This is a genomic window from Caulobacter sp. FV2ps19 (genome assembly GCF_058681035.1).
Window position 1 is genome coordinate 4,043,419 of sequence record NZ_CM178729.1, and the last position, 18,100, is coordinate 4,061,518.

Annotated in this window: 16 protein-coding genes; 9 read left to right on the plus strand and 7 right to left on the minus strand. The window is 66.5% G+C overall.

Annotated elements, in window-relative coordinates:
- Nucleotides 1-78 precede the first annotated feature (78 nt).
- Nucleotides 79-1,299, minus strand: a complete 1,221-nt coding sequence (locus ACW18B_RS19185) for an acetyl-CoA acetyltransferase (protein WP_492048591.1) — start codon at nt 1,297-1,299, stop codon at nt 79-81.
- A 139-nt stretch (nt 1,300-1,438) separates the two neighbouring features.
- Here ACW18B_RS19185 and ACW18B_RS19190 point away from each other — a divergent pair, with 139 nt between their 5' ends.
- A complete protein-coding gene (locus tag ACW18B_RS19190; RefSeq protein ID WP_492048592.1) occupies nt 1,439-2,356 on the plus strand; it encodes a winged helix-turn-helix transcriptional regulator in 918 nt (305 codons plus the stop codon).
- A gap of 3 nt (nt 2,357-2,359) precedes the next feature.
- Here ACW18B_RS19190 and ACW18B_RS19195 read toward each other — a convergent pair whose 3' ends face one another.
- On the minus strand, nt 2,360-3,994 hold the full coding sequence (locus ACW18B_RS19195; protein WP_492048593.1) for a glycosyltransferase family 4 protein: 1,635 nt from the start codon (nt 3,992-3,994) through the stop codon (nt 2,360-2,362).
- Between the two features lie 96 nt (nt 3,995-4,090).
- Nucleotides 4,091-5,095, minus strand: a complete 1,005-nt coding sequence (locus ACW18B_RS19200; RefSeq protein ID WP_492048594.1) for an aldo/keto reductase — start codon at nt 5,093-5,095, stop codon at nt 4,091-4,093.
- Nucleotides 5,096-5,226: 131 nt separating this feature from the next.
- Here ACW18B_RS19200 and ACW18B_RS19205 point away from each other — a divergent pair, with 131 nt between their 5' ends.
- Together ACW18B_RS19205 and ACW18B_RS19210 are read left to right on the plus strand one after the other, a co-directional pair.
- Nucleotides 5,227-6,111 carry a LysR family transcriptional regulator gene (locus ACW18B_RS19205; RefSeq protein ID WP_492048595.1) on the plus strand — a complete coding sequence of 295 codons (885 nt, stop codon included), beginning with the start codon at nt 5,227-5,229 and terminating at the stop codon, nt 6,109-6,111.
- An 81-nt stretch (nt 6,112-6,192) separates the two neighbouring features.
- Nucleotides 6,193-6,666 (plus strand): VOC family protein, encoded by a 474-nt coding sequence (locus ACW18B_RS19210; protein ID WP_492048596.1) that lies wholly within the window; start codon nt 6,193-6,195, stop codon nt 6,664-6,666.
- Nucleotides 6,667-6,795: 129 nt separating this feature from the next.
- On the opposite strand, the gene ACW18B_RS19215 is transcribed toward ACW18B_RS19210, so the two are convergent.
- The 3 genes from ACW18B_RS19215 to ACW18B_RS19225 form a co-directional block, all read right to left on the minus strand.
- Nucleotides 6,796-7,017 (minus strand): alkylphosphonate utilization protein, encoded by a 222-nt coding sequence (locus tag ACW18B_RS19215; protein ID WP_492048597.1) that lies wholly within the window; start codon nt 7,015-7,017, stop codon nt 6,796-6,798.
- 96 nt (nt 7,018-7,113) lie between these two features.
- A complete protein-coding gene (locus ACW18B_RS19220; protein WP_492048598.1) occupies nt 7,114-8,025 on the minus strand; it encodes a site-specific tyrosine recombinase XerD in 912 nt (303 codons plus the stop codon).
- A complete protein-coding gene (locus ACW18B_RS19225) occupies nt 8,022-9,488 on the minus strand; it encodes a hypothetical protein (protein ID WP_492048599.1) in 1,467 nt (488 codons plus the stop codon). Before ACW18B_RS19225 ends, ACW18B_RS19220 begins: the two co-directional genes overlap by 4 nt.
- Before the next feature lie 124 nt (nt 9,489-9,612).
- On the opposite strand from ACW18B_RS19225, the gene ACW18B_RS19230 reads away from it, so the two are divergent.
- Together ACW18B_RS19230 and aroB are read left to right on the plus strand one after the other, a co-directional pair.
- Nucleotides 9,613-10,182: a shikimate kinase gene (locus ACW18B_RS19230; RefSeq protein WP_492048600.1), complete on the plus strand. Its 570-nt coding sequence runs from the start codon at nt 9,613-9,615 to the stop codon at nt 10,180-10,182.
- Nucleotides 10,179-11,291, plus strand: a complete 1,113-nt coding sequence (gene aroB / locus ACW18B_RS19235) for a 3-dehydroquinate synthase (protein ID WP_492048601.1) — start codon at nt 10,179-10,181, stop codon at nt 11,289-11,291. Before ACW18B_RS19230 ends, aroB begins: the two co-directional genes overlap by 4 nt.
- Before the next feature lie 267 nt (nt 11,292-11,558).
- On the opposite strand, the gene ACW18B_RS19240 is transcribed toward aroB, so the two are convergent.
- Entirely contained in the window at nt 11,559-11,699 is a 141-nt protein-coding gene (locus ACW18B_RS19240; protein WP_492048602.1) for a BrnA antitoxin family protein, read from the minus strand.
- Nucleotides 11,700-12,121: 422 nt separating this feature from the next.
- Here ACW18B_RS19240 and ACW18B_RS19245 point away from each other — a divergent pair, with 422 nt between their 5' ends.
- From ACW18B_RS19245 to ACW18B_RS19260, 4 genes are all read left to right on the plus strand, one after another.
- Entirely contained in the window at nt 12,122-12,475 is a 354-nt protein-coding gene (locus ACW18B_RS19245; protein WP_492048603.1) for a GreA/GreB family elongation factor, read from the plus strand.
- A gap of 101 nt (nt 12,476-12,576) precedes the next feature.
- On the plus strand, nt 12,577-13,863 hold the full coding sequence (locus ACW18B_RS19250; protein ID WP_492048604.1) for an HlyC/CorC family transporter: 1,287 nt from the start codon (nt 12,577-12,579) through the stop codon (nt 13,861-13,863).
- Between the two features lie 202 nt (nt 13,864-14,065).
- Nucleotides 14,066-14,434, plus strand: a complete 369-nt coding sequence (locus ACW18B_RS19255; protein ID WP_492048605.1) for a response regulator — start codon at nt 14,066-14,068, stop codon at nt 14,432-14,434.
- Nucleotides 14,435-14,853: 419 nt separating this feature from the next.
- Complete coding sequence (locus ACW18B_RS19260; protein ID WP_492048606.1) at nt 14,854-18,099, plus strand: TonB-dependent receptor domain-containing protein; 3,246 nt, start codon at nt 14,854-14,856, stop codon at nt 18,097-18,099.
- The last annotated feature ends 1 nt before the right edge of the window (nt 18,100 follow it).

The following is an 18,100-nucleotide window of genomic DNA, read 5'->3' on the forward strand; positions in this document are numbered from 1 at the left end:
TTCCGAGCATTGTGTTGGAGCAAATACGAGCGGCGCGGTGGAAAAGATCCGCCCCTTGAAGACGCAGGATCTCCAGGATCAGACCCCCACCACGAAACTGACCGTCGTGGTCGTGGAGCCGCCGATGTTCAGGGTCTGCACCGTCCTGGCGCCCTCGACCTGATAGTCTCCGGCGGTTCCGGTGACCTGCTTGAAGGCGTCGAGCGTCATCCGCACGCCGGTGGCGCCCACCGGGTGTCCCGCGCCGATCAGCCCGCCGGACGGATTGATCGGCAGCTTGCCGCCCATGGCGATGTCGCCGGCCTCGATCGCCTTCCAGCTTTCGCCCGGCGCGGTCAGGCCCAGATGGTCGATGGCCATATATTCGGTGGCGGTGAAGCAGTCGTGGGTCTCGACGGCGTCGATCTGGGCGATATCAGCGATCCCGGCCCGGGCGCGGGCGTCCAGGATCGCCCGGCGCACCTGCGGGAACACATAGGGCTGGTCGCGGCTGTTCTCGATCTTGCGGGCATAGCTGATCGGCGCCGACCGGTGCCCCCAGCCCTTGATGCGCGGCAGGCTGTCCAGGGTGATCCCGCGCTTGTCGGCATAGGCCCTGGCGCGAGCCGCCGAGGCCAGGAACACCACCGCCGTGCCGTCGGTGACCTGACCGCAATCCTGCTTGCGGGTGCGGCCCTCGACCACCGGATTGGTCTCGTCCTGCTCGGTGAAGGCTTCTGGACCAAAGCGCCAGTCGCGGGTCTGGGCGTTGGGATTGCGGCGGCCATTGGCGAAGTTGAGTTCCGAGATCGCCATCAGGTGCTCGTACTTCAGCCCATAGCGCCGGTCATACTCCTCGGCGAGGTCCGAAAAGGCCGCCGGCCACAGGAAGCGGGCGTCCTGGAATTCGTGTCCCGCCCAGGCAGCGGCGCCCAGGTTCTCGGCGGCCTTCTGACCGGGGACATTGCGCATCTGCTCGATGCCGACCACGCAGGCCAGATCATAGCGCCCGGCCTCGATCTCGGCCGTCGCCGCCAGGATGGCGACACTGCCCGAGGCGCAGGCCGCTTCGTGGCGGGCGGTCGGCAGACCATCAAACGCCGGGTGGACCTGGCCGAACAGGCCGCCCAGCAGCCCCTGCCCGGCGAACAGCTCGCCGGCGAAGTTGCCGACATGGCCGGTCTCGATGTCTTCGGGGTCGAGCTTGGCCGCGGCCAGCCCCTCGCCGACCACCTCGGCGAAAGCGTCGGCCATCTCGCCGCCCTGACGGCTCCAGTTGGCGGAGAAGTCGCTCTGCCATCCCCCTAGCACATAGACCATGGCGACCTCCCGACCGCTTATCAGTTAGTCTGATTATACAAGTGACAAAGCCGGAGTCCATGGCGTCATTGACAGCCCGCCGCGAAGCGACGCACCAGACCGTATGGTTCAGACCGCCCAGCCCCTCCCGAGGGCTCCGATGCTTGTCCGCAACAGTTCCGCCGCCCGGGCGCTGAACCTGATCGGCGATCGCTGGACCCTGCTGCTGCTCTATGCGGCCTTTATGGGGGTCAAGCGGTTCGACGGCTTCATCGCCATGACCGGCATGGCCCGCTCGCTGCTGACGGATCGACTGGGCCGGCTGGAAACGGCGGGCGTGCTGGAAAAGCGCCTCTACCAGACCCGTCCCCCGCGGTCGGACTACCACCTGACCGCCATGGGCCAGGACCTCTATGACTCGGCCCTGGCCTTGCTGGGCTGGGAAATGCGTTGGCGGTTCGATCCGGATTGCCCGTCGCACCAGATTATCCACAGCCCCTGTGGACAAGCCTTGAGGCCGGTGATGGTTTGCCAGGCCTGCCGGGCTCCGGTGAAGGCGCGCGACATCACCCTGACGCCCGGGCCCGGCGCCGGGCTTGAGCCCGCGCCCCGCGCCCGCCACTCCCGGCGCTCCAGCGACGAGACCTTGGGCGTGACCCTGCATCCGATGCTTGAGCGGTCGATTGAGGTGCTGGGTGACCGCTGGACCGCCCATCTGCTGGCCGCCAGCTTCTATGGCCTGACCCGCTTCAAGGACCTGCAGGCCGAACTGCAGGTGGCGAGCAATATTCTGACCGACCGCCTGAACCGGCTGGTCGAGCGCGGCATGCTGGAACGGCGGCTCTATCAGTCCCGGCCGGAGCGCTGGGACTACAAGCTGACCCCGGAAGGCCGCGACATCTTCCCGTTGATTGCGGCGCTGATGGCCTGGGGCGATCGCTGGCTGGCGGGCGAGGCCGGCGCGCCGGAAATCCTCACCCACGTCTGTGGCGCGCGGCTGGTTCCAGAGATGCGGTGCCAGGCTTGCGAGGGCCCGGTCGACGTCACGACGACGGTTTTGCCAAACTCGGGTCGCTAGGCTTCAGGGCTTCAGTGTCACCAGGCCCAGCTTGGCGAGCCACATCAAGGCGTGCACCCTGTTGGGCTCAAGGCCCTGCGGTCCCCGGACGAGATGGCCGACCGTGCAGGGCTCCCGTGAGGCCATGCGCAGGATCTCGATGATGATCTCGCGGCTCATGGCTTCGGCATTGACGACATAGCGCGCCACGCCCAGCTCCAGGAACATCTCTATCGATTGCCCGCGTTCCACATGCGCCTCGACGCTCCAGGCCTCATCCAGAGTGTTGGTGGGGTAGTCCGCAAACAGACGATAGGGATCGGGCCGCAGGGGCCAGGCGGCCGGAGGCAGGTCGCCTGCCGCCTTGCGCAGCTCGCCCAGGCCCTGGATCATCTGGGCATAGCGCTCGAGGATCACGGGCCAGTCATAGACGTCGCGCGCCCGCGCGCGCCCCGCCGCCCCGAGCTGCTCGCGCAGCTCTCGGCTCTGGGCCAGGTCGACCACCCGGTCGGTCAGGACGGCCAGATCGACCACCGTCGCCATGCTGACCTTGCCGATATAGATGTCGTAGGAGTCCCGCTCCAGCGCATGGCGCTCAGCCAGAGCGTCCCCGACGCCCGCCGGGGGAAGGGTCACCGGGATACGATAGCCGTCCACGCCGTCCCTGATGGTGTCCTTGTAGCCGTCCCAGTCACTGACCAACACGGGAATGCCCGCCGCCATGGCCTCGACGGGGGTCAGGCCAAAGGTCTCCTGGATATTGTCGGGCAGCGAGACAAAGACGTCAGCCGCTTTCCAGGCCATGTCATAGAGATGGCTGTCCTGGCCATCGACCTCCAGGAACCTGGCGCTGGGGGCGAAGACAGCGCGGGCCTGCCTGAAGGCTTCAGCGATCGGGTTGTTCGGGAAAACGCCCGCCTCAACGCACACCAGGGTCTTGCCGGTGCGCTGACAGGCCGCCTCCAGCGCCTGGTAGAAAACGACCGGATTGGCCTTGGCGTGAAATGACAAACGCCCCGCGAACAGAAAGGCGATCTCGTCAGGTCCCAGGCCTAGCGCCTTGCGGCCCTCGGCGCGCTGGGCGTCGGTGCGCTCGAAATCCGGGACATTCACCCCCAGCGGTATGACCGGCAGCGACACAGGGTTGAAACGTGTGGCGCCGGTATGCTCGGAAAACCAGGCCTTCATCTCATCCTGCAGTCGCGTCACCACAGCCAGGGCCGCGCTGGACGTGCAGATCAGCGCATCCCAGGGCTTGAAGGGCGGCAGGATCAACTGGGCGACGCCATCCATCGCTCCAGCGGACGACAGGGTGTGGGTGACGCCCACCAGACTGTAGGCGGCGGGCCCTTGGGTGTTTCTGGCGTGGGCGAGAGGCGCGGTGGGAGGGCTGGGGAAATAGAGGGCGCCCAACGCCTTGAGAGCATCGTCCCCCGGCGCATCCCGCCAGCGCAAACCGCCCTTGAAGCCGTCGCCCTGGAGCTGTTGCAGCATGGCCGGGCCTGAGGCTCGCGCGCCGAAGCCATGGATTTCGGCCGTCGGCCAGCGCCGGGCCAGCCCTTTCATCAGGGCCTTGCCGGCGCTCTGCCGGCCCATGATCTTCTTGTCCGTCGTATAGCCGTCCGCGGCGTAATAGATCGCGAAATTCGGGTTTTTCATCGAGTGAAAGTCTCGCGATCGGAACGCCCGGCGGCGTCCGGGTCGAGCAAAGCTCGACCCAGTTAGAAATATCCGCCGACTCTGTCCAGTGGCGCTCTAGCGCCCCACCATCGCCAGGCCGGCCTCGCTGTAGCGTGCGCCCTCCACGGCCGTTTCGGGAACGGCGGCGGCGATGTGGGCCAGATCATCCGCCGACAGCACGACATCGACCGCGCCGACATTCTCTTCCAGTCGGCTAATCTTGGTGGTGCCCGGGATCGGCGCGATGTCCGGTCCCTGATTCAGAAGCCAGGCCAGAGCCAGTTGGGCGGGCGTGACGCCCTTGGCCTTGGCCAGGACCGTCAGGGCTTCGACCAGGGTCAGGTTGCTGGCCAGGGCCTCGCCCTGGAAGCGCGGCAGGCCTCGGCGAAAGTCGTCCTTGGCCAGGCCCGCATCGCTGGTCAGGGCGCCGGTCAGGAAACCTCGGCCCAGGGGACTGTAGGGCACCAGGCCGATGCCCAGCTCGCGGATCGTCGGCAGAATCTGCGCTTCGACCCCGCGCGTCCACAGCGAGTATTCGCTTTGCAGCGCCGCGACGGGCTGGACCGCATGGGCTTTGCGGATCGTCTCGACGCCGGCTTCCGACAGGCCGAAATGCTTGACCTTGCCCTCGGCGATCAGGTCTCTGACCGTTCCGGCCACGTCCTCGATCGGCACGTTGGGATCGACGCGGTGCTGATAGAGCAGGTCGATGACGTCAACGCCTAGGCGCTTGAGCGAAGCCTCGGCCACTTCGCGAATATGCTCGGGACGGCTGTCGACGCCCACCATGCGGGCCGTGCCGCCGGCGGTCTCGGGCGGGGCGATCTTGAAGCCGAACTTGGTGGCGATAACGATCTTGTCGCGGAAGGGCTTCAGGCCCTCGCCGACCAGTTCTTCATTGGCGAACGGCCCATAGACCTCGGCGGTGTCGAACAGGGTCACGCCCAGCTCGACGGCGCGGGCCAGCACCTTGAAGGTTTCAGCCTTGTCGGGGGCGGGCCCATAGGCCCAGCTCATCCCCATACAGCCCAGACCCAGGGCCGAGACCTCCAGACCATCGCCAAGTTTCCGCGTCTTCATGGGGCAGCTCCTGCTGAGGGATAGTTTGCGTCGAAGGTCGGGGGTGGCCTGGCGACACGAAGAAGATGGGCTCGCGGCCCGTCCAGCATAAGCGCTTGCAGTCTCAACGCACTCCTGAGCAAAATTCAGCAATGGACCATCACCCCCTTCCCGACCTGACCGTCTTCGCCCTGGTGGCCGAACGCCGCAGCTTTCGCGCGGCGGCGCAGGTTCTGGGCGTATCGGCCTCGGCGCTCAGCCACACGATCCGCAATCTGGAAGCCCGACTGGACGTGCGGCTGCTGAACCGCACCACCCGCAGCGTCGCGCCCACCGAGGCCGGCGAGCGTCTGCTGGAACGCCTGAGACCGGCCCTCAACGACATCGATGAAGCCCTGACCGAGGTGGCGCGCTTTCGCGATCGCCCGTCGGGCCGCCTGCGCATCAACATCGCCCGCACGGCCGCACGGATGCTGATGGGACCACGTCTGGGCGGCTTCCTGCGCGCCTATCCTGACGTGCGGGTCGAGATCACCTGCGATGACGGCCTGTCCGACATCGTCGCGGGCGGCTTCGACTGCGGCGTGCGGCTGGGCGAGCGCCTTCAGGCCGACATGATCGCCGCCCCGCTGGGCGGACCGGCCAGTCAGGCCCTGGTGGCCTCGCCGCTGTATCTGGCTGAGCATGGCGCGCCGGTTGCGCCCGAAGACCTCACCCAACACCGCTGCCTGCTGGGCCGCCGCACGACCGGCCAGCCCTGGCCCTGGGAGTTTGAGCGCCAGGGGCGGCTGATCGTGGTCAATCCGCCCGGCGTGCTGGTCAGTGACGAGAACGAGGTCTTGCGCCAGGCGGCGCTGGACGGGGCCGGCCTGGCGTTTCTGTTCCGCGAAATGGTGGCCGACGACATCGCCGCCGGCCGTCTGGTCGCGCTGCTGCCGGATTGGTGCGAGCCCTATCCCGGCTTCTTCCTCTACTATCCCAGCCGCCGCCAGCTCTCGCCGGCCCTGCGGGCGTTCATCGACTGGATGCGGGGCTGAAAAATCAGTGCTCCATGTCGGCTTGAACGTCGCCGGGTCGTCCTTGGATCACCCAGCCGTGGCACGCTCAAGGATCGCCCCATGCCCAAGATCAGCCCGTTCCTGTGGTTCGACACCCAGGCCCAACAGGCCGCCGAATTCTATGTCGGGATCTTTCCCAATTCCCGGATCACCGGCGTCAGCCACTACGGCGCGGCGGGACCCGGACCGGCGGGCAGTGTGATGACCGTGAGCTTCCAGCTGGACGGCCAAACCTTTACGGCTCTGAACGGCGGGCCACACTTCACCTTTGACGAGGCGATCTCGTTCGTCATCGACTGCGATGGCCAGGCGCAGGTCGACCACTACTGGAACGCCCTCACCGCCGACGGCGGCAAGGAAGTGCAATGCGGCTGGCTGAAGGACCGCTTCGGCCTGTCCTGGCAGGTGGTCCCCCGCCAGTTCATCGCCATGATGACCGACCCCGACCGGGCCAAGGCCGGCCGCGTCGCCGCCGCCATGATGCAGATGGTCAAGCTGGACCTGCCGACCCTGCAGGCGGCCTATGACGGTTAGCGCCTAGGGACGGTCGACATTCAGTCAAAACTTCGGCGTTTTGGCCCAGAAAGACCCAAAAACACCGTCTTCCCCGCGAAAGCGGGGAAGACGGTGAGAGTGTAGCGAACATCTGAATGTCGATATGCCTTACGCCTTCTTGACGAACTCGACCCGCAGCACCAGGCCGCGCACCTTCTCGACATTGGCCTCGATCTCGTCGGTGTCGCCGGTCAGGCGGATGTTCTTGACCAGGGTGCCGCGCTTCAGCGTGACGCCGCCCGAGCCCTTGACCTTGAGGTCCTTGATCAGGGTGACGTTGTCGCCGTCGGCCAGGATCGTGCCGTTGCTGTCGCGGGTGACTTCCGACATGGGAACTGTTCCTCGATGAAGCGGATCGCCAGAGGAAATCCACACTGAATTTAGGGGCTTCCTAAAGAGCGCCGGGCCGTGATGCAAGGCGAGCGGTCAGGTCTTTCGCCCCAGCGGGTGCTTGGTCTTGACCACCTGGGCCAGATGGTCGCCCGCCACGTGGGTGTAGATCTGGGTGGTGCCGATATCCACGTGGCCCAGCAGGGTCTGGATGACGCGCAGATCCGCCCCGCCTTCCAACAGGTGGGTCGCGAAGGCATGACGCAGGACGTGCGGGCTGACCTTGTCGCGGTCGATACCGGCCAGGATGGCGGCGTCTTCCAGCAGTTGCGACACCCGCCGCGCGGTCAGCCGGCCCGAAGCTGAGCGCGAGGGAAACAGCCACGGGCTGTCCTTAACGCCCTTTGGCAGGAATTGCACCCTTACCTCCAGATAGGCCTTCACAGCCGTGCGGGCCGGCGCGTTCAGCGGCGCCAGCCGTTCCTTGCCGCCCTTGCCCTTGACCATCAGAAAGGCCGGGTCACGGGCCATGGCCGTCAGCGGCAGGGCCAGCAGTTCGGAGATCCGCAAGCCCGAGGCGTAGAGCAGCTCGATCATGCAGCCCAGGCGCAGGCCCTGGCCCCCGTCCTTGCCGGCCGCCGCCGCGATCAGCGCGTTGACCTCGCCCCGCGACAGCACCTTGGGCAGCGGCCGGCCGCCCTTGGGGGCGACCACCCGGCGTGACGGGTCATCCGCGCGCCAGCCCTCTTCCAGCACAAAGCGATAGAACTGCCGCACCGCCGAGCGTCGCCGCGCCGCGGTGGCGGGCGACAGGCCCCGGGCGCCGAGATCCTGGAAGTAGGCCTCGATCCGTTCGGTGGAGGCCGTGTCCAGATCCTCGCCCGCGCCGCTCAAAAAGGCCCGGGTGTCCTCCAGGTCCTTGCCATAGGCCGTCAGGGTGTTGCGCGCGGCCGCCCGTTCGACGGCCATCATCTCGAGGAAGGCGTCCACCCAGCCGGCGGCGCTCATTTCAGCGGCAAGGCCAGCAGGCCTTCGACCACGACCAGGCGGGCGTCGGCCTGCAGCCCGGCGCGATCCAGCCCCTGAGCGATGCGCGCCCGATCAACGGGTCCGGGTCCGCCGACACCGGCCTCGACGGCGATCGACAGGGCCAGCAAGGCCGCTTCACCCTGCCGTCCGGCGGCCGCCGCGTCATCGATCAGCACCAGGCGGGTCGTTGAAGCGGCGGGTTTGCCCAGATCGAAATTGGCGAACTGCGTCCGGGCAAGAGGTCCCATCACCCCGCCCAGCGAAGCCAGCAGCAAGGCCGCCGGCTGGGCCGGAGACTTGGGTCCGTTCTGGGCGCCGCGCTCGATCAGGCGGTCGAGGGTCTGGCTGTTAGGCTTGCCCGATGCGGCCGAGATCAGGGCGTCAAGAATGGCCAGGTCGGTCGGGGTCGCGCCGGGGATCTTGTCCTGCACCAGGCGCACACGGATCCGCTGGGCGGTGTCCAGATCGCCCGCCGCCAGGGCGGCGCGGGCGAACAGCACCGGGTCCTCCAGCGGCGCCTCGGCCTGGACCAGATCGACGATCGAGGCCCGGCTCACAGCGGCGGTCTCGACAAAGGCGGCCAGGCTCTTGGCCTGACGCAGGAAGGCCAGGGTCGAGGTCTGGACAGCGGTCAGATCCTGGCCCAGCAGCGCCGGAACCGGCAGCACGCTGGCCTTGATCACGCGCTCGATGGCGGGCGAGGCCGTCGTCGCGGCGGCCCGGATGTCCAGGCCCAGTCGGCGCGACAGGGCGTAGTTGATCCCATTGCGCAGATTGGCCGCGCCAGGATCGCCCGACCCGGCCAGCAGGGCGGTCATCAGCCGCCCATAGTCGGCGTCCTTGGTCTGCTGCTGGGCCAGCTGGAAGGTCAACTGAGCGGCGGTCGCCTCGCCGGCCCGGGCCTGGCAGAAGGCGCGCAGTCGCAGCCAGTAGCTTGAACCCCGATCCACCGTCAGGGCGTCACCGATCGCGCAGGCCTTGTCATCCTCGCCGGTGATCAGCGCGGCTTCGGCGGCGGCGAGAGACAGGCCGGCGCTATCGGCGACGCCCGGCGCGCGATCCAGCACCGCATGGGCGCCAGCCGCGTCGCCCAGGGCGATCAGGGCCAGGGCGCGGGCGGCGCCCATCTCGGGATCATTGCCGACGCCGGGGGGGCCGTTGGCGCCGGTCGCCAGGATCCGATGGGCCAGTCGGACGAAGGCCGGCGACAGCGGCTTGGCGCCGAGCTTGGGCAGGACGTCTCGCGCGATCCCGGGCGCGGTGTCCTTCCACAGGTCGGGGCCCAGATCAGGCCCCGGGTCGGTAGGGCCGGCGGGCGTCGAGAACAGATCCGGCGGCGCCAGGGATTGAACCTCGACCTGGGCCAGAACCGGCGCGGCGAACCCGGCGATCAGGGCGGCAAGGACGGGGGCCGCGATGGCCCGGCGATGAAAGATGCGCATGCGAGATTTCATGCTCCGACTATGACGCAAGTCCCCCTATCTTGAAACTTGGGGCGTCCTGAAACTTGGGGCGCCTTCAAACTTGGCGCTTGGGCCCAGCCTCGTGTAAACCCGCGACCGCATCATGACCGTCGATCCTGTTTCCCCGTTTGAGGCCCTGCGCCACCGCACCATCGTCCTGGTGGGCCTGATGGGCGTGGGCAAGTCCAGCGTCGGCCGCCGCCTGGCCACGGCGCTCGACATGCCGTTCCGTGACGCCGACAACGAGGTCGAGCACGCCGCCGGTCGGTCGATCCCGGAAATCTTCGCCAACCTGGGCGAGGCCGCCTTCCGCGACGGCGAGCGCCGGGTGATCGCCCGCCTGCTGGAAGAGCCGCCGCATGTGCTGGCCACCGGCGGCGGGGCCTTCGTCAATGAAGAGACCCGGGCCCTGATCAACCAGCACGCCATTTCGGTGTGGCTGAAGGCCGATATCGAGCTGCTGGCCCGCCGGGTGGGCCGCAAGGACACCCGCCCCCTGCTCAAGGACCGCGACCCGATCGAGGTGCTGGCCGAGCTGGCCGAGGCGCGCTATCCGGCCTACGCCCAGGCCCAGGTGCATGTTCAGACCGGCGACACCCCGCATGCCGTGGCGGTGGACGCCGTCATCGCGGCGCTGCGCAACCGCCAGGACCAGGAGTCGTTTCAACCGTGATCCGCACCGTATCCGTAGGCCTGGGCGACCGCGCCTATGACGTCGTCATCGGCACGGGGCTGATCGATCGCGCCGGCGCCCTCGTCGCGCCGCTGCTCAAGCACAAGCGCACCGCCATCGTCACCGACCCCATCGTCGGCGAGCACCATGGCGAGCGGCTGTCGGCGGCCCTGGAAGCGGCCGGCGTCGCGGTGGACGTGATCGTGATGCCGCCCGGCGAGGAGACCAAGAGCTTCGAGGGCCTGGCCGACCTGTCCGACCGTCTGCTGGCCCTGGGCCTGGAGCGCGGCGATGTGATCGTGGCCTTCGGCGGCGGGGTGATCGGCGACCTGACGGGCTTCGCGGCCTCGATCTACAAGCGCGGCGTCGACTTCATCCAGATCCCCACCACCCTGCTGGCCCAGGTCGACAGCTCGGTCGGCGGCAAGACCGCCATCGACACCCCGCGCGGCAAGAACCTGATCGGCGCCTTCCACCAGCCGCGCCTGGTTCTGGCCGATCTGGACGTCCTGGCCACCCTGCCCGCCCGCGAAATGGTCTGCGGCTATGCCGAGGTGATCAAGTACGGCCTGCTGGGCGACTTCGCCTTCTTCGAGTGGCTGGAAGCCAACGTCGCCGCCGTGCTGGAGCGCGACACCGCCGCCCTGGTCCGCGCCGTCGGCCGCTCGGTAGAGATGAAAGCCGAGATCGTCGCCGAAGACGAGAAGGAAGCCGGCCGCCGGGCCCTCCTGAACCTGGGCCACACCTTCGGCCACGCCATCGAGGCCGAGATGGGCTTTGGCGACACCCTCAAGCACGGCGAAGCCGTCGGTCTGGGCATGGCCCAGGCCTTCCGCTTCTCGGCGCGCCAAGGCCTGTGCTCCAGCCAGGACGCCGTTCGCGCCGAAGCCGCCATCAAGGCCGCCGGCCTCCCCACCCAGATGAGCGATGTGCGGCCTCAGCCGTTCAACGCCGACGCCCTGATCGCCCACTGCGGCCAGGACAAGAAGGCCGAGGGCGGAACCCTGACCTTCGTGCTGGCCCGCGGCATCGGCGACGCCTTCGTCGCCAAGGACGTCGACCGCGCGGCGCTGCGGGCGTTTTTGATCGAGGAAGGGGCGGCGGGTTAGGTCCGCCTTGCGGACGGGCGGCAAGTTCTGGTTCCGCCCCTAGTCGGTTGTCAACGCCGTGCGTCCTTCGAGGCCCGCTGCGCGGGCGCCTCAGGATGAGGCGTTTTTTGGCGACTGAATTCCTCATCCTGAGGTGCGAGGCGTAGCCGAGCCTCGAAGGACGCAGTGTGGCGTCCGATCCCCCCCCCTGAACGGACGATGAGCAGGTCCGCTGAAGGACACTGTCACCCCTAACCTCTAGGCGAAGGCCGCACCTCTCCTATCGGCTCAACGCTTCACGATCGCCAACAGTGCCTCGTTGATGCGGCTCTGCCAGCCAGGCCCCTGGGCCTTAAAATGATCCACGACCGCCTGATCCAGCCGAATGGATACGGGCGCCTTGGTCTGGGCCCTCTGCGGTCCGCGCACCCTGGCCGCTTGCAGGTTTGTGGTGTTTCACAGCAATCGCCAGCGGCGACGCAAAAATTTGACATCCGCCCCTCGCCTCCCCATCTCCCTTTCACCAGAGGCGCATCAAACGCCGATGGACGCCTGAACGCAGGCCTCTAGACCCCGACGCTTTGCGCTCCGGGGCGACGTTGAAAATCTCCGGAACACATCTCCGTCCACAACGAGCCCCTTCGGTTCGCGGCGAGAGGTCCGGGGCCTTCCCCAAGAGATCCGCGTCTGACGACGCTCGCGCCCTATGGCGCGTCCCATCGAGCCCCCGTTTGCCGCCTCGTTTCGAAGGCGCCGGGAGAGGCTCACCCCCACCCAGAAAGCCAACTATAACGACCCTTCCTACCCACATCCAAACCCTGACCACGATCCCCGCGCTGCCCACCATCTATGTGACCGAGGCGGACTACGAGATCCTGTCCAACCTGGCCGAGGCGGTCGCCGACCGCGCCGCCGGCAGCCGCGTGCTGGCCGGCGAAATGGACCGCGCCGTGATCGTCGAGCGCGGCGAAGCGCCCTCCCCGTTCGCGGGCGTCGGCTCGACCGTCGAGTATCAGGATCTCACCAACGGCCAGATCCGCCGCGTGCGCCTGAGCTTGCCACGCGACGCCAGCATCGACGACAATCGCATCTCGGTGCTGACGCCGGTCGGCGCGGCGCTGATCGGCATGACCGCCGGCGAGACCTTCCACTGGACCGATAACGGCCGCATGCGCGCCGTGCGGGTCCTGACCCTCGAAGCCTGAACCGTCAGCTGGGCGGCGCGCGGATCAGCATCCTGGCGCGATCACGCCTATTCGCGCGAGACCATCTCCCCCGGCGGGCCGGCGTAGCGTAGAAGAACGCCATGATCGCTTCCCTGCTGGGCCTCGCCCCCATTGTCATCGTCCTGCTGGCGATCTCGGCCCTGTTCTCGGCCGCAGAGACCTCGCTGACCGCCGCCAGTCGGGCGCGCATGCACCAGCTGGAGCGCGAGGGCGACAAGCCGGCCAAGCGGGTCAACAAGCTGCTCTCCGATCAGGAGACGATGATCGGGGCCGTCCTGCTGGGCAACAACATGGTCAACATCCTGGCCTCGGCCCTGGCCACCCAGGTGCTGACCGCCGCCATTCCCGGCCCGTGGGGCGTGGCCGTGGCCACGGGAACCATGACCGTGCTGGTCCTGGTGTTCGCCGAGGTCTTGCCCAAGACCCTGGCGATCCTGAAGTCCGATGACGTGGCGCGGTTCCTGTCGGGGCCAACCCTCGTGGTGGTCAAGCTGTTCGGTCCGCTGATCTACGGCATCCAGTGGATCGTGCGCCGCACCCTGCGGGTGTTCGGCGTGCGGCTGGACATGGCCGTCGACGTGCTGGCCGCCCACGAAGAGATCCGCGGCGCGGTCGAATATCACCACTCCGAAGGCCTGGTCGAAAGCGGCGACCGGCGCATGCTGGGCGGGGTGCTGGACCTGTCGGACATGGACGTCTCGGAGATCATGGTCCACCGCAAGTCGATGATCATGTGCGACGTCGACCTGCCGCCGCGCGAATTCGTCACCGAGGCGCTGGAAGCCCATCACACGCGCATCCCGCTGTACCGCAACGATCCGGACAACATCGTCGGCGTGCTGCACGCCCGCGACCTGTTGCGGGCCCTGGCGGAGTCCGAAGGTGGCATCGACGGCCTCGACATCGCCTCCATCGTGCGCGAGCCGTGGTTCATCCCCGACACCACCAATCTGAAAGACCAGCTCAACGCCTTCCTCAAGCGCAAGAGCCACTTTGCCCTGGTCGTCGACGAATACGGCGCCCTGCAGGGCCTGGTGACCCTGGAGGACATCCTCGAGGAGATCGTCGGCGAGATCGACGACGAGCACGACACCAGCGTCGAGGGCCTGCGCGGCCAGGCCGACGGCTCGGTGCATGTCGACGGCCATGTCACGGTGCGCGACCTGAACCGCGCCATGGACTGGGACCTGCCCGAAGGCGAAGCCGTCACCATCGCCGGCCTGGTCATTCATGAGGCCCAGACCATTCCCGATCCCGGCCAGACCTTCATCTTCCACCACCACCGCTTCCAGATCCTGCGGCGGCAAAGGAACCAGGTCACCGCCCTGCGGATCAGCGCGAAACTGGACGAAGGCGCCAGCGTCTGACAGCGCGGACTGTCGGGAACCACATTGCCCGCTACGCGTTTGAGCGCTTCGACTAAGCTCGGCCGATGGAGCTTTCACGCCTAGGTTGGGCTCTGAAAAACGACGCTTTAGACAACTGACTAAAGACGTCAGCCCAACCTATGCTAGCCTAGACCCCAGTTTTCACATGAGGCCTCCCCAAGGAGCCTTGGAGCCTTTGAACATGACCAGCCTGTCCGCCCTGAAAGTTCTGGTGGTTGAAGACGAAGCCCTGGTCTCGATGCTCGTCGAGGACATGTTGAGCGACCTGGGCTGCACGGTCATCGGCCCCGCAGCCGAGATCGAGGAAGCCCTCCGCCTGGCCACCACCGGCGAACTCGACGCGGCGCTGCTGGACGTCAATCTGGGTGGCCGGCCGATCTTTCCGGTCGCCGACGCCCTCAAAGCGCGCGGCATCCCCTTCGCCTTCGCCAGCGGCTATGGCGAGGCGGGTCTCTCGGAAGCCCATCGCGGCGCCCTTGTCCTGCAAAAGCCCTTCCGCGAGGCCGACCTGCGCCGCGTGCTTGAAGAACTGGCGGCTCAGACGGCTTAGGGCCCTAGCGGATCAGTTCGCCCAAGAAAAAGGCGAAGCCGCCATAATTGGGTCACGCCGCGCCGACGCCTGAGGCGCTGAAGGACCAAAATCACCCGTTAAAGACGATTTAACGCGCAGCCCCTCCCCCATAACGGGAAAGCGGCCCCTTGCTCCGCAAACCGCAAGGCAAAGCTTGCCTCAAAACTGGCCCTGGTGACCGGTGCTGAACAGGTTTTTGGGGGCATTTTTACCCAAGAACGCCGATACTTGTCATAAATGTGGCGACATTGTCACAATAGGGCGCGCCACTACCACAAAGAGGCCATGTTCTCTTCCGGCATGCGTCAAAGCCGATACGTTTGAAAGTTGAGGAACAGCCCTCTCACCGCAGACGACTCGCGCTGCGGTGTTTTTGACTTTCGAGGACGACACCAAACATGGCGCTGAACACCAAGGTTCTTCTGGCGACGACGATGCTGGGAGGCTTCGCCCTGCTGGCCCCCACCATGACGTTGGCGCAGACCACGCCCGCTGCAGGCGATAGCGTTGAAGAGATCGTGGTCACCGGCTCGCGCATCCGCCGCGACCCGACCAATTCCCCCAGCCCGCTGATCCAGGTTTCGCGCGACCAGCTTCTGGAGTCCGGTCAGACCAACGTCATCGACTTCCTGGCCGACATTCCGGCCCTGTCGTTCTCGGTCACGCCGGAAGACACCACTGGTTCGAACCTGAACGACGGCGGCCTTTCGCTGCTGAACCTTCGGGGTCTCGGATCAGATCGCACCCTGACCCTGGTCGACGGTCGTCGTCACGTCGGGTCCCGGCCTGGCAGCCTGGCGGTCGACGTGGACACCATTCCGCGCCTGCTGATCAAGGACATTGAAGTCATCACCGGCGGCCAATCGGCCGTCTATGGCGCAGACGCCGTTTCGGGCGTCGTCAACTTCGTGCTGCGTAAGGACTTCGAAGGTCTTGAGCTGGATGGTTCGCTGGCCGAGATCAACCAGGACGGACAGCAGGGCAAGCGCCTGTCGGGCCTGCTCGGCCACAACTTCCTTGACGGCCGCCTGAACGTCTACGCCTCGGCCGAATATGACCAGTCGGATGAAGTCCTCGACCGCGATGTCGATTGGCGTCGCGAATCCTGGGCTCTGATCACCACCGACGTGGATCCTAGCTCCAACCGGGACGATGGCGTCATCGACCGCACCCTGATCCGCGGCGCGCGGACCTATATTCGCGGTACGAATTTCGGCGGTATCACCATCCTGGCCACCAGCGTCAAGCCGAGCCCGTCCTATGATCCGGACGTGTCCTTCGCCACCTGCCCGACCAGTTCGTTCTCGGCGAACTGCTTCTCGGTGGCTCCGGCGAATGCGTCCACCAACTCCTTCATCTACGACGGATCTGGCGTGGCTCGCCAACCGACGTTTGGCCCGATCCGCGAAGTCGGCTTCTCCGCCCGGACCAGCAATGGCGGCGACGGTCAAGTCTCGAACACCGAACAGGGCCAAAACAGCCGCTCGCCTGAATCCAAGGCCTGGCGCTATCAGACGGGCTTCAATTTCACCGTCACCGACAGCATCAAGGCGTTCGGCGAATACAAGTACGTCAAGGAAGAGACCTACGACGCCGGCCAACGCGTGTTCCACGACATGAACATCCGCGCGCTTCCGGCAGGCACGGTCGGCGCCATCACCTCCTCGACCGCCTTCGAAATCGGTCTGGACAATGCCTATCTGCCCAACGATGTGCGAACCGCGATCCAGAACAATGTTCGCACCGTCTATAACTCAGCCGGCGTTGTAACGGGCACGGTCGCCGACCCCCGCGCCCAACACAAGCTCTATGGACCGTCCCGCAACCAGTTCAACGAGCGCGAGCTGAACCGCTTCGTGCTCGGCGCCCGCGGTACTGTGGGCGACCTGTCGTTCGTCAAGGACATCGACTGGGAGCTGTCCTACACCTACGGCGAGATGAAGAACTCCAACAAGGAGCGTGGCGTCGACGTCGTTCGCTACCAGGCTTCGGCTGACGCGGTGATCGACACCGCCGGCGTCGTCAACGGCAAGGCCGGCGAAGTCGTCTGCCGCGTGCAACTGCTGAAGGCTCAAGGCAAGGCCGTGCCGGACGCCGTGATCAGCGGCGAGACCTACTCCCGTCAGGGCGACGTCATCAGCAAGTGCGCCCCGACCCGCGTCTTCGGCGACAACGGCTTTACCAAAGAGTCGCTGGACTACATGACCGCCGAGATCCAGGTCACCGACCGCAACCAGCAGCAAGACATGGTGGCCTTCACCTCGGGCAAGCTCTGGGACTTCTGGGGCGCGGGCCCGATCGGCTTCGCCGTCGGCGGCGAATGGCGCAAGGAATTGGCCAGCGGCACCGGTCGCGACCGCGACACCGCCGGCCGCTTCCTGTTCCTCAACACGGGCCCCGATTTCCTGAAGGCCACCTATGACGTCAAGGAAGGCTTCCTCGAAGGCAGCCTGCCGCTGCTGAAGGACTCGATCCTGGGCTATTCGGCCGAACTGACCGGCGCCTATCGCAAGTCGGACTATTCGAACGTCGGCGAGCAGGAAACCCACAGCCTGCAGTTCGCCTATCGTCCGATCCGTTCGCTGTTGCTGCGGGCGACCAAGGGCACGGCGATCCGGGTTCCGAACCTGTCGGAAACCAACGAGCCCTATGGCCAGACCTTCGCCAACGGCTTCTCCGATCCTTGCTCGGCGACGGTGATCAACAACCTCGCGGACCAGACGGTCAAGGCCAACCGCGTCAAGAATTGCGGCGCCCTGTCGACGGCCGCAGGTCTGAACCTCACCTTCAACGACTCCTCGGCGGCGACGGCCTACCTGCCCAACTATGGCAGCGGCGCCGTCACGGGCCTATCGGGCGGCAATCCGTTCCTGGAGCCGGAAACCTCGAAAAGCTGGACGCTGGGCCTGTCCTGGTCGCCATCCTTCTGGCCGGGCCTGAACATCTACGGCGATTATTATGACATCAAGATCGACTCGGCGATCGACTCCGTCACGGCCCAACAAGCCGCAAACCAGTGCGTCAGCGGCGACAACGTCAATGCCGGCGCCTGCGCCACCCAGACCCGCGATCCGACGACCTTCCAGGTCACCAGCTTCATCCAGGGCTCGCTGAACTACGCCGCCCTGACCGCGACCGGGATCGACTTCGGCGCGAGCTATGCGTTCGACCTGCCGGAAACCTTCGGCAAGCAGCCGGGTCGCTTCTACTACACACTCAGCGGCAACTGGCTGCAGACCCAGCACGACTTCACCAACATCGATGATCCGCTGGACTCGACGGATTATGAAAGCACCGTCGGTAACCCCGTGGTGCGTATGAAGCACACCATGACCTGGCGCCCGACGGACGCTCTGGCCTTCACCTGGACGGTCGACTGGCAGTCCAGCCAGGAAATCGAAGACAAGGACGTTCTGGTCGGCAACGCCGATCGCTACGACTCCACCAAGTACCTGACGACCGGCAGCTTCACCGAGCATGGCCTGTCGGCGCGCTGGGACGTCCGCAAGGACGTCACCCTGCGGGCGGGCGTGGTCAATATGTTCGACGCTGAGCCCGCCACCTGGCTGGGCAATACCTCGGACGACAACTTCGACCTGTGGGGCCGTCGCTTCTTCATCGGCTTCAACATCCGCCCCTGGTAAG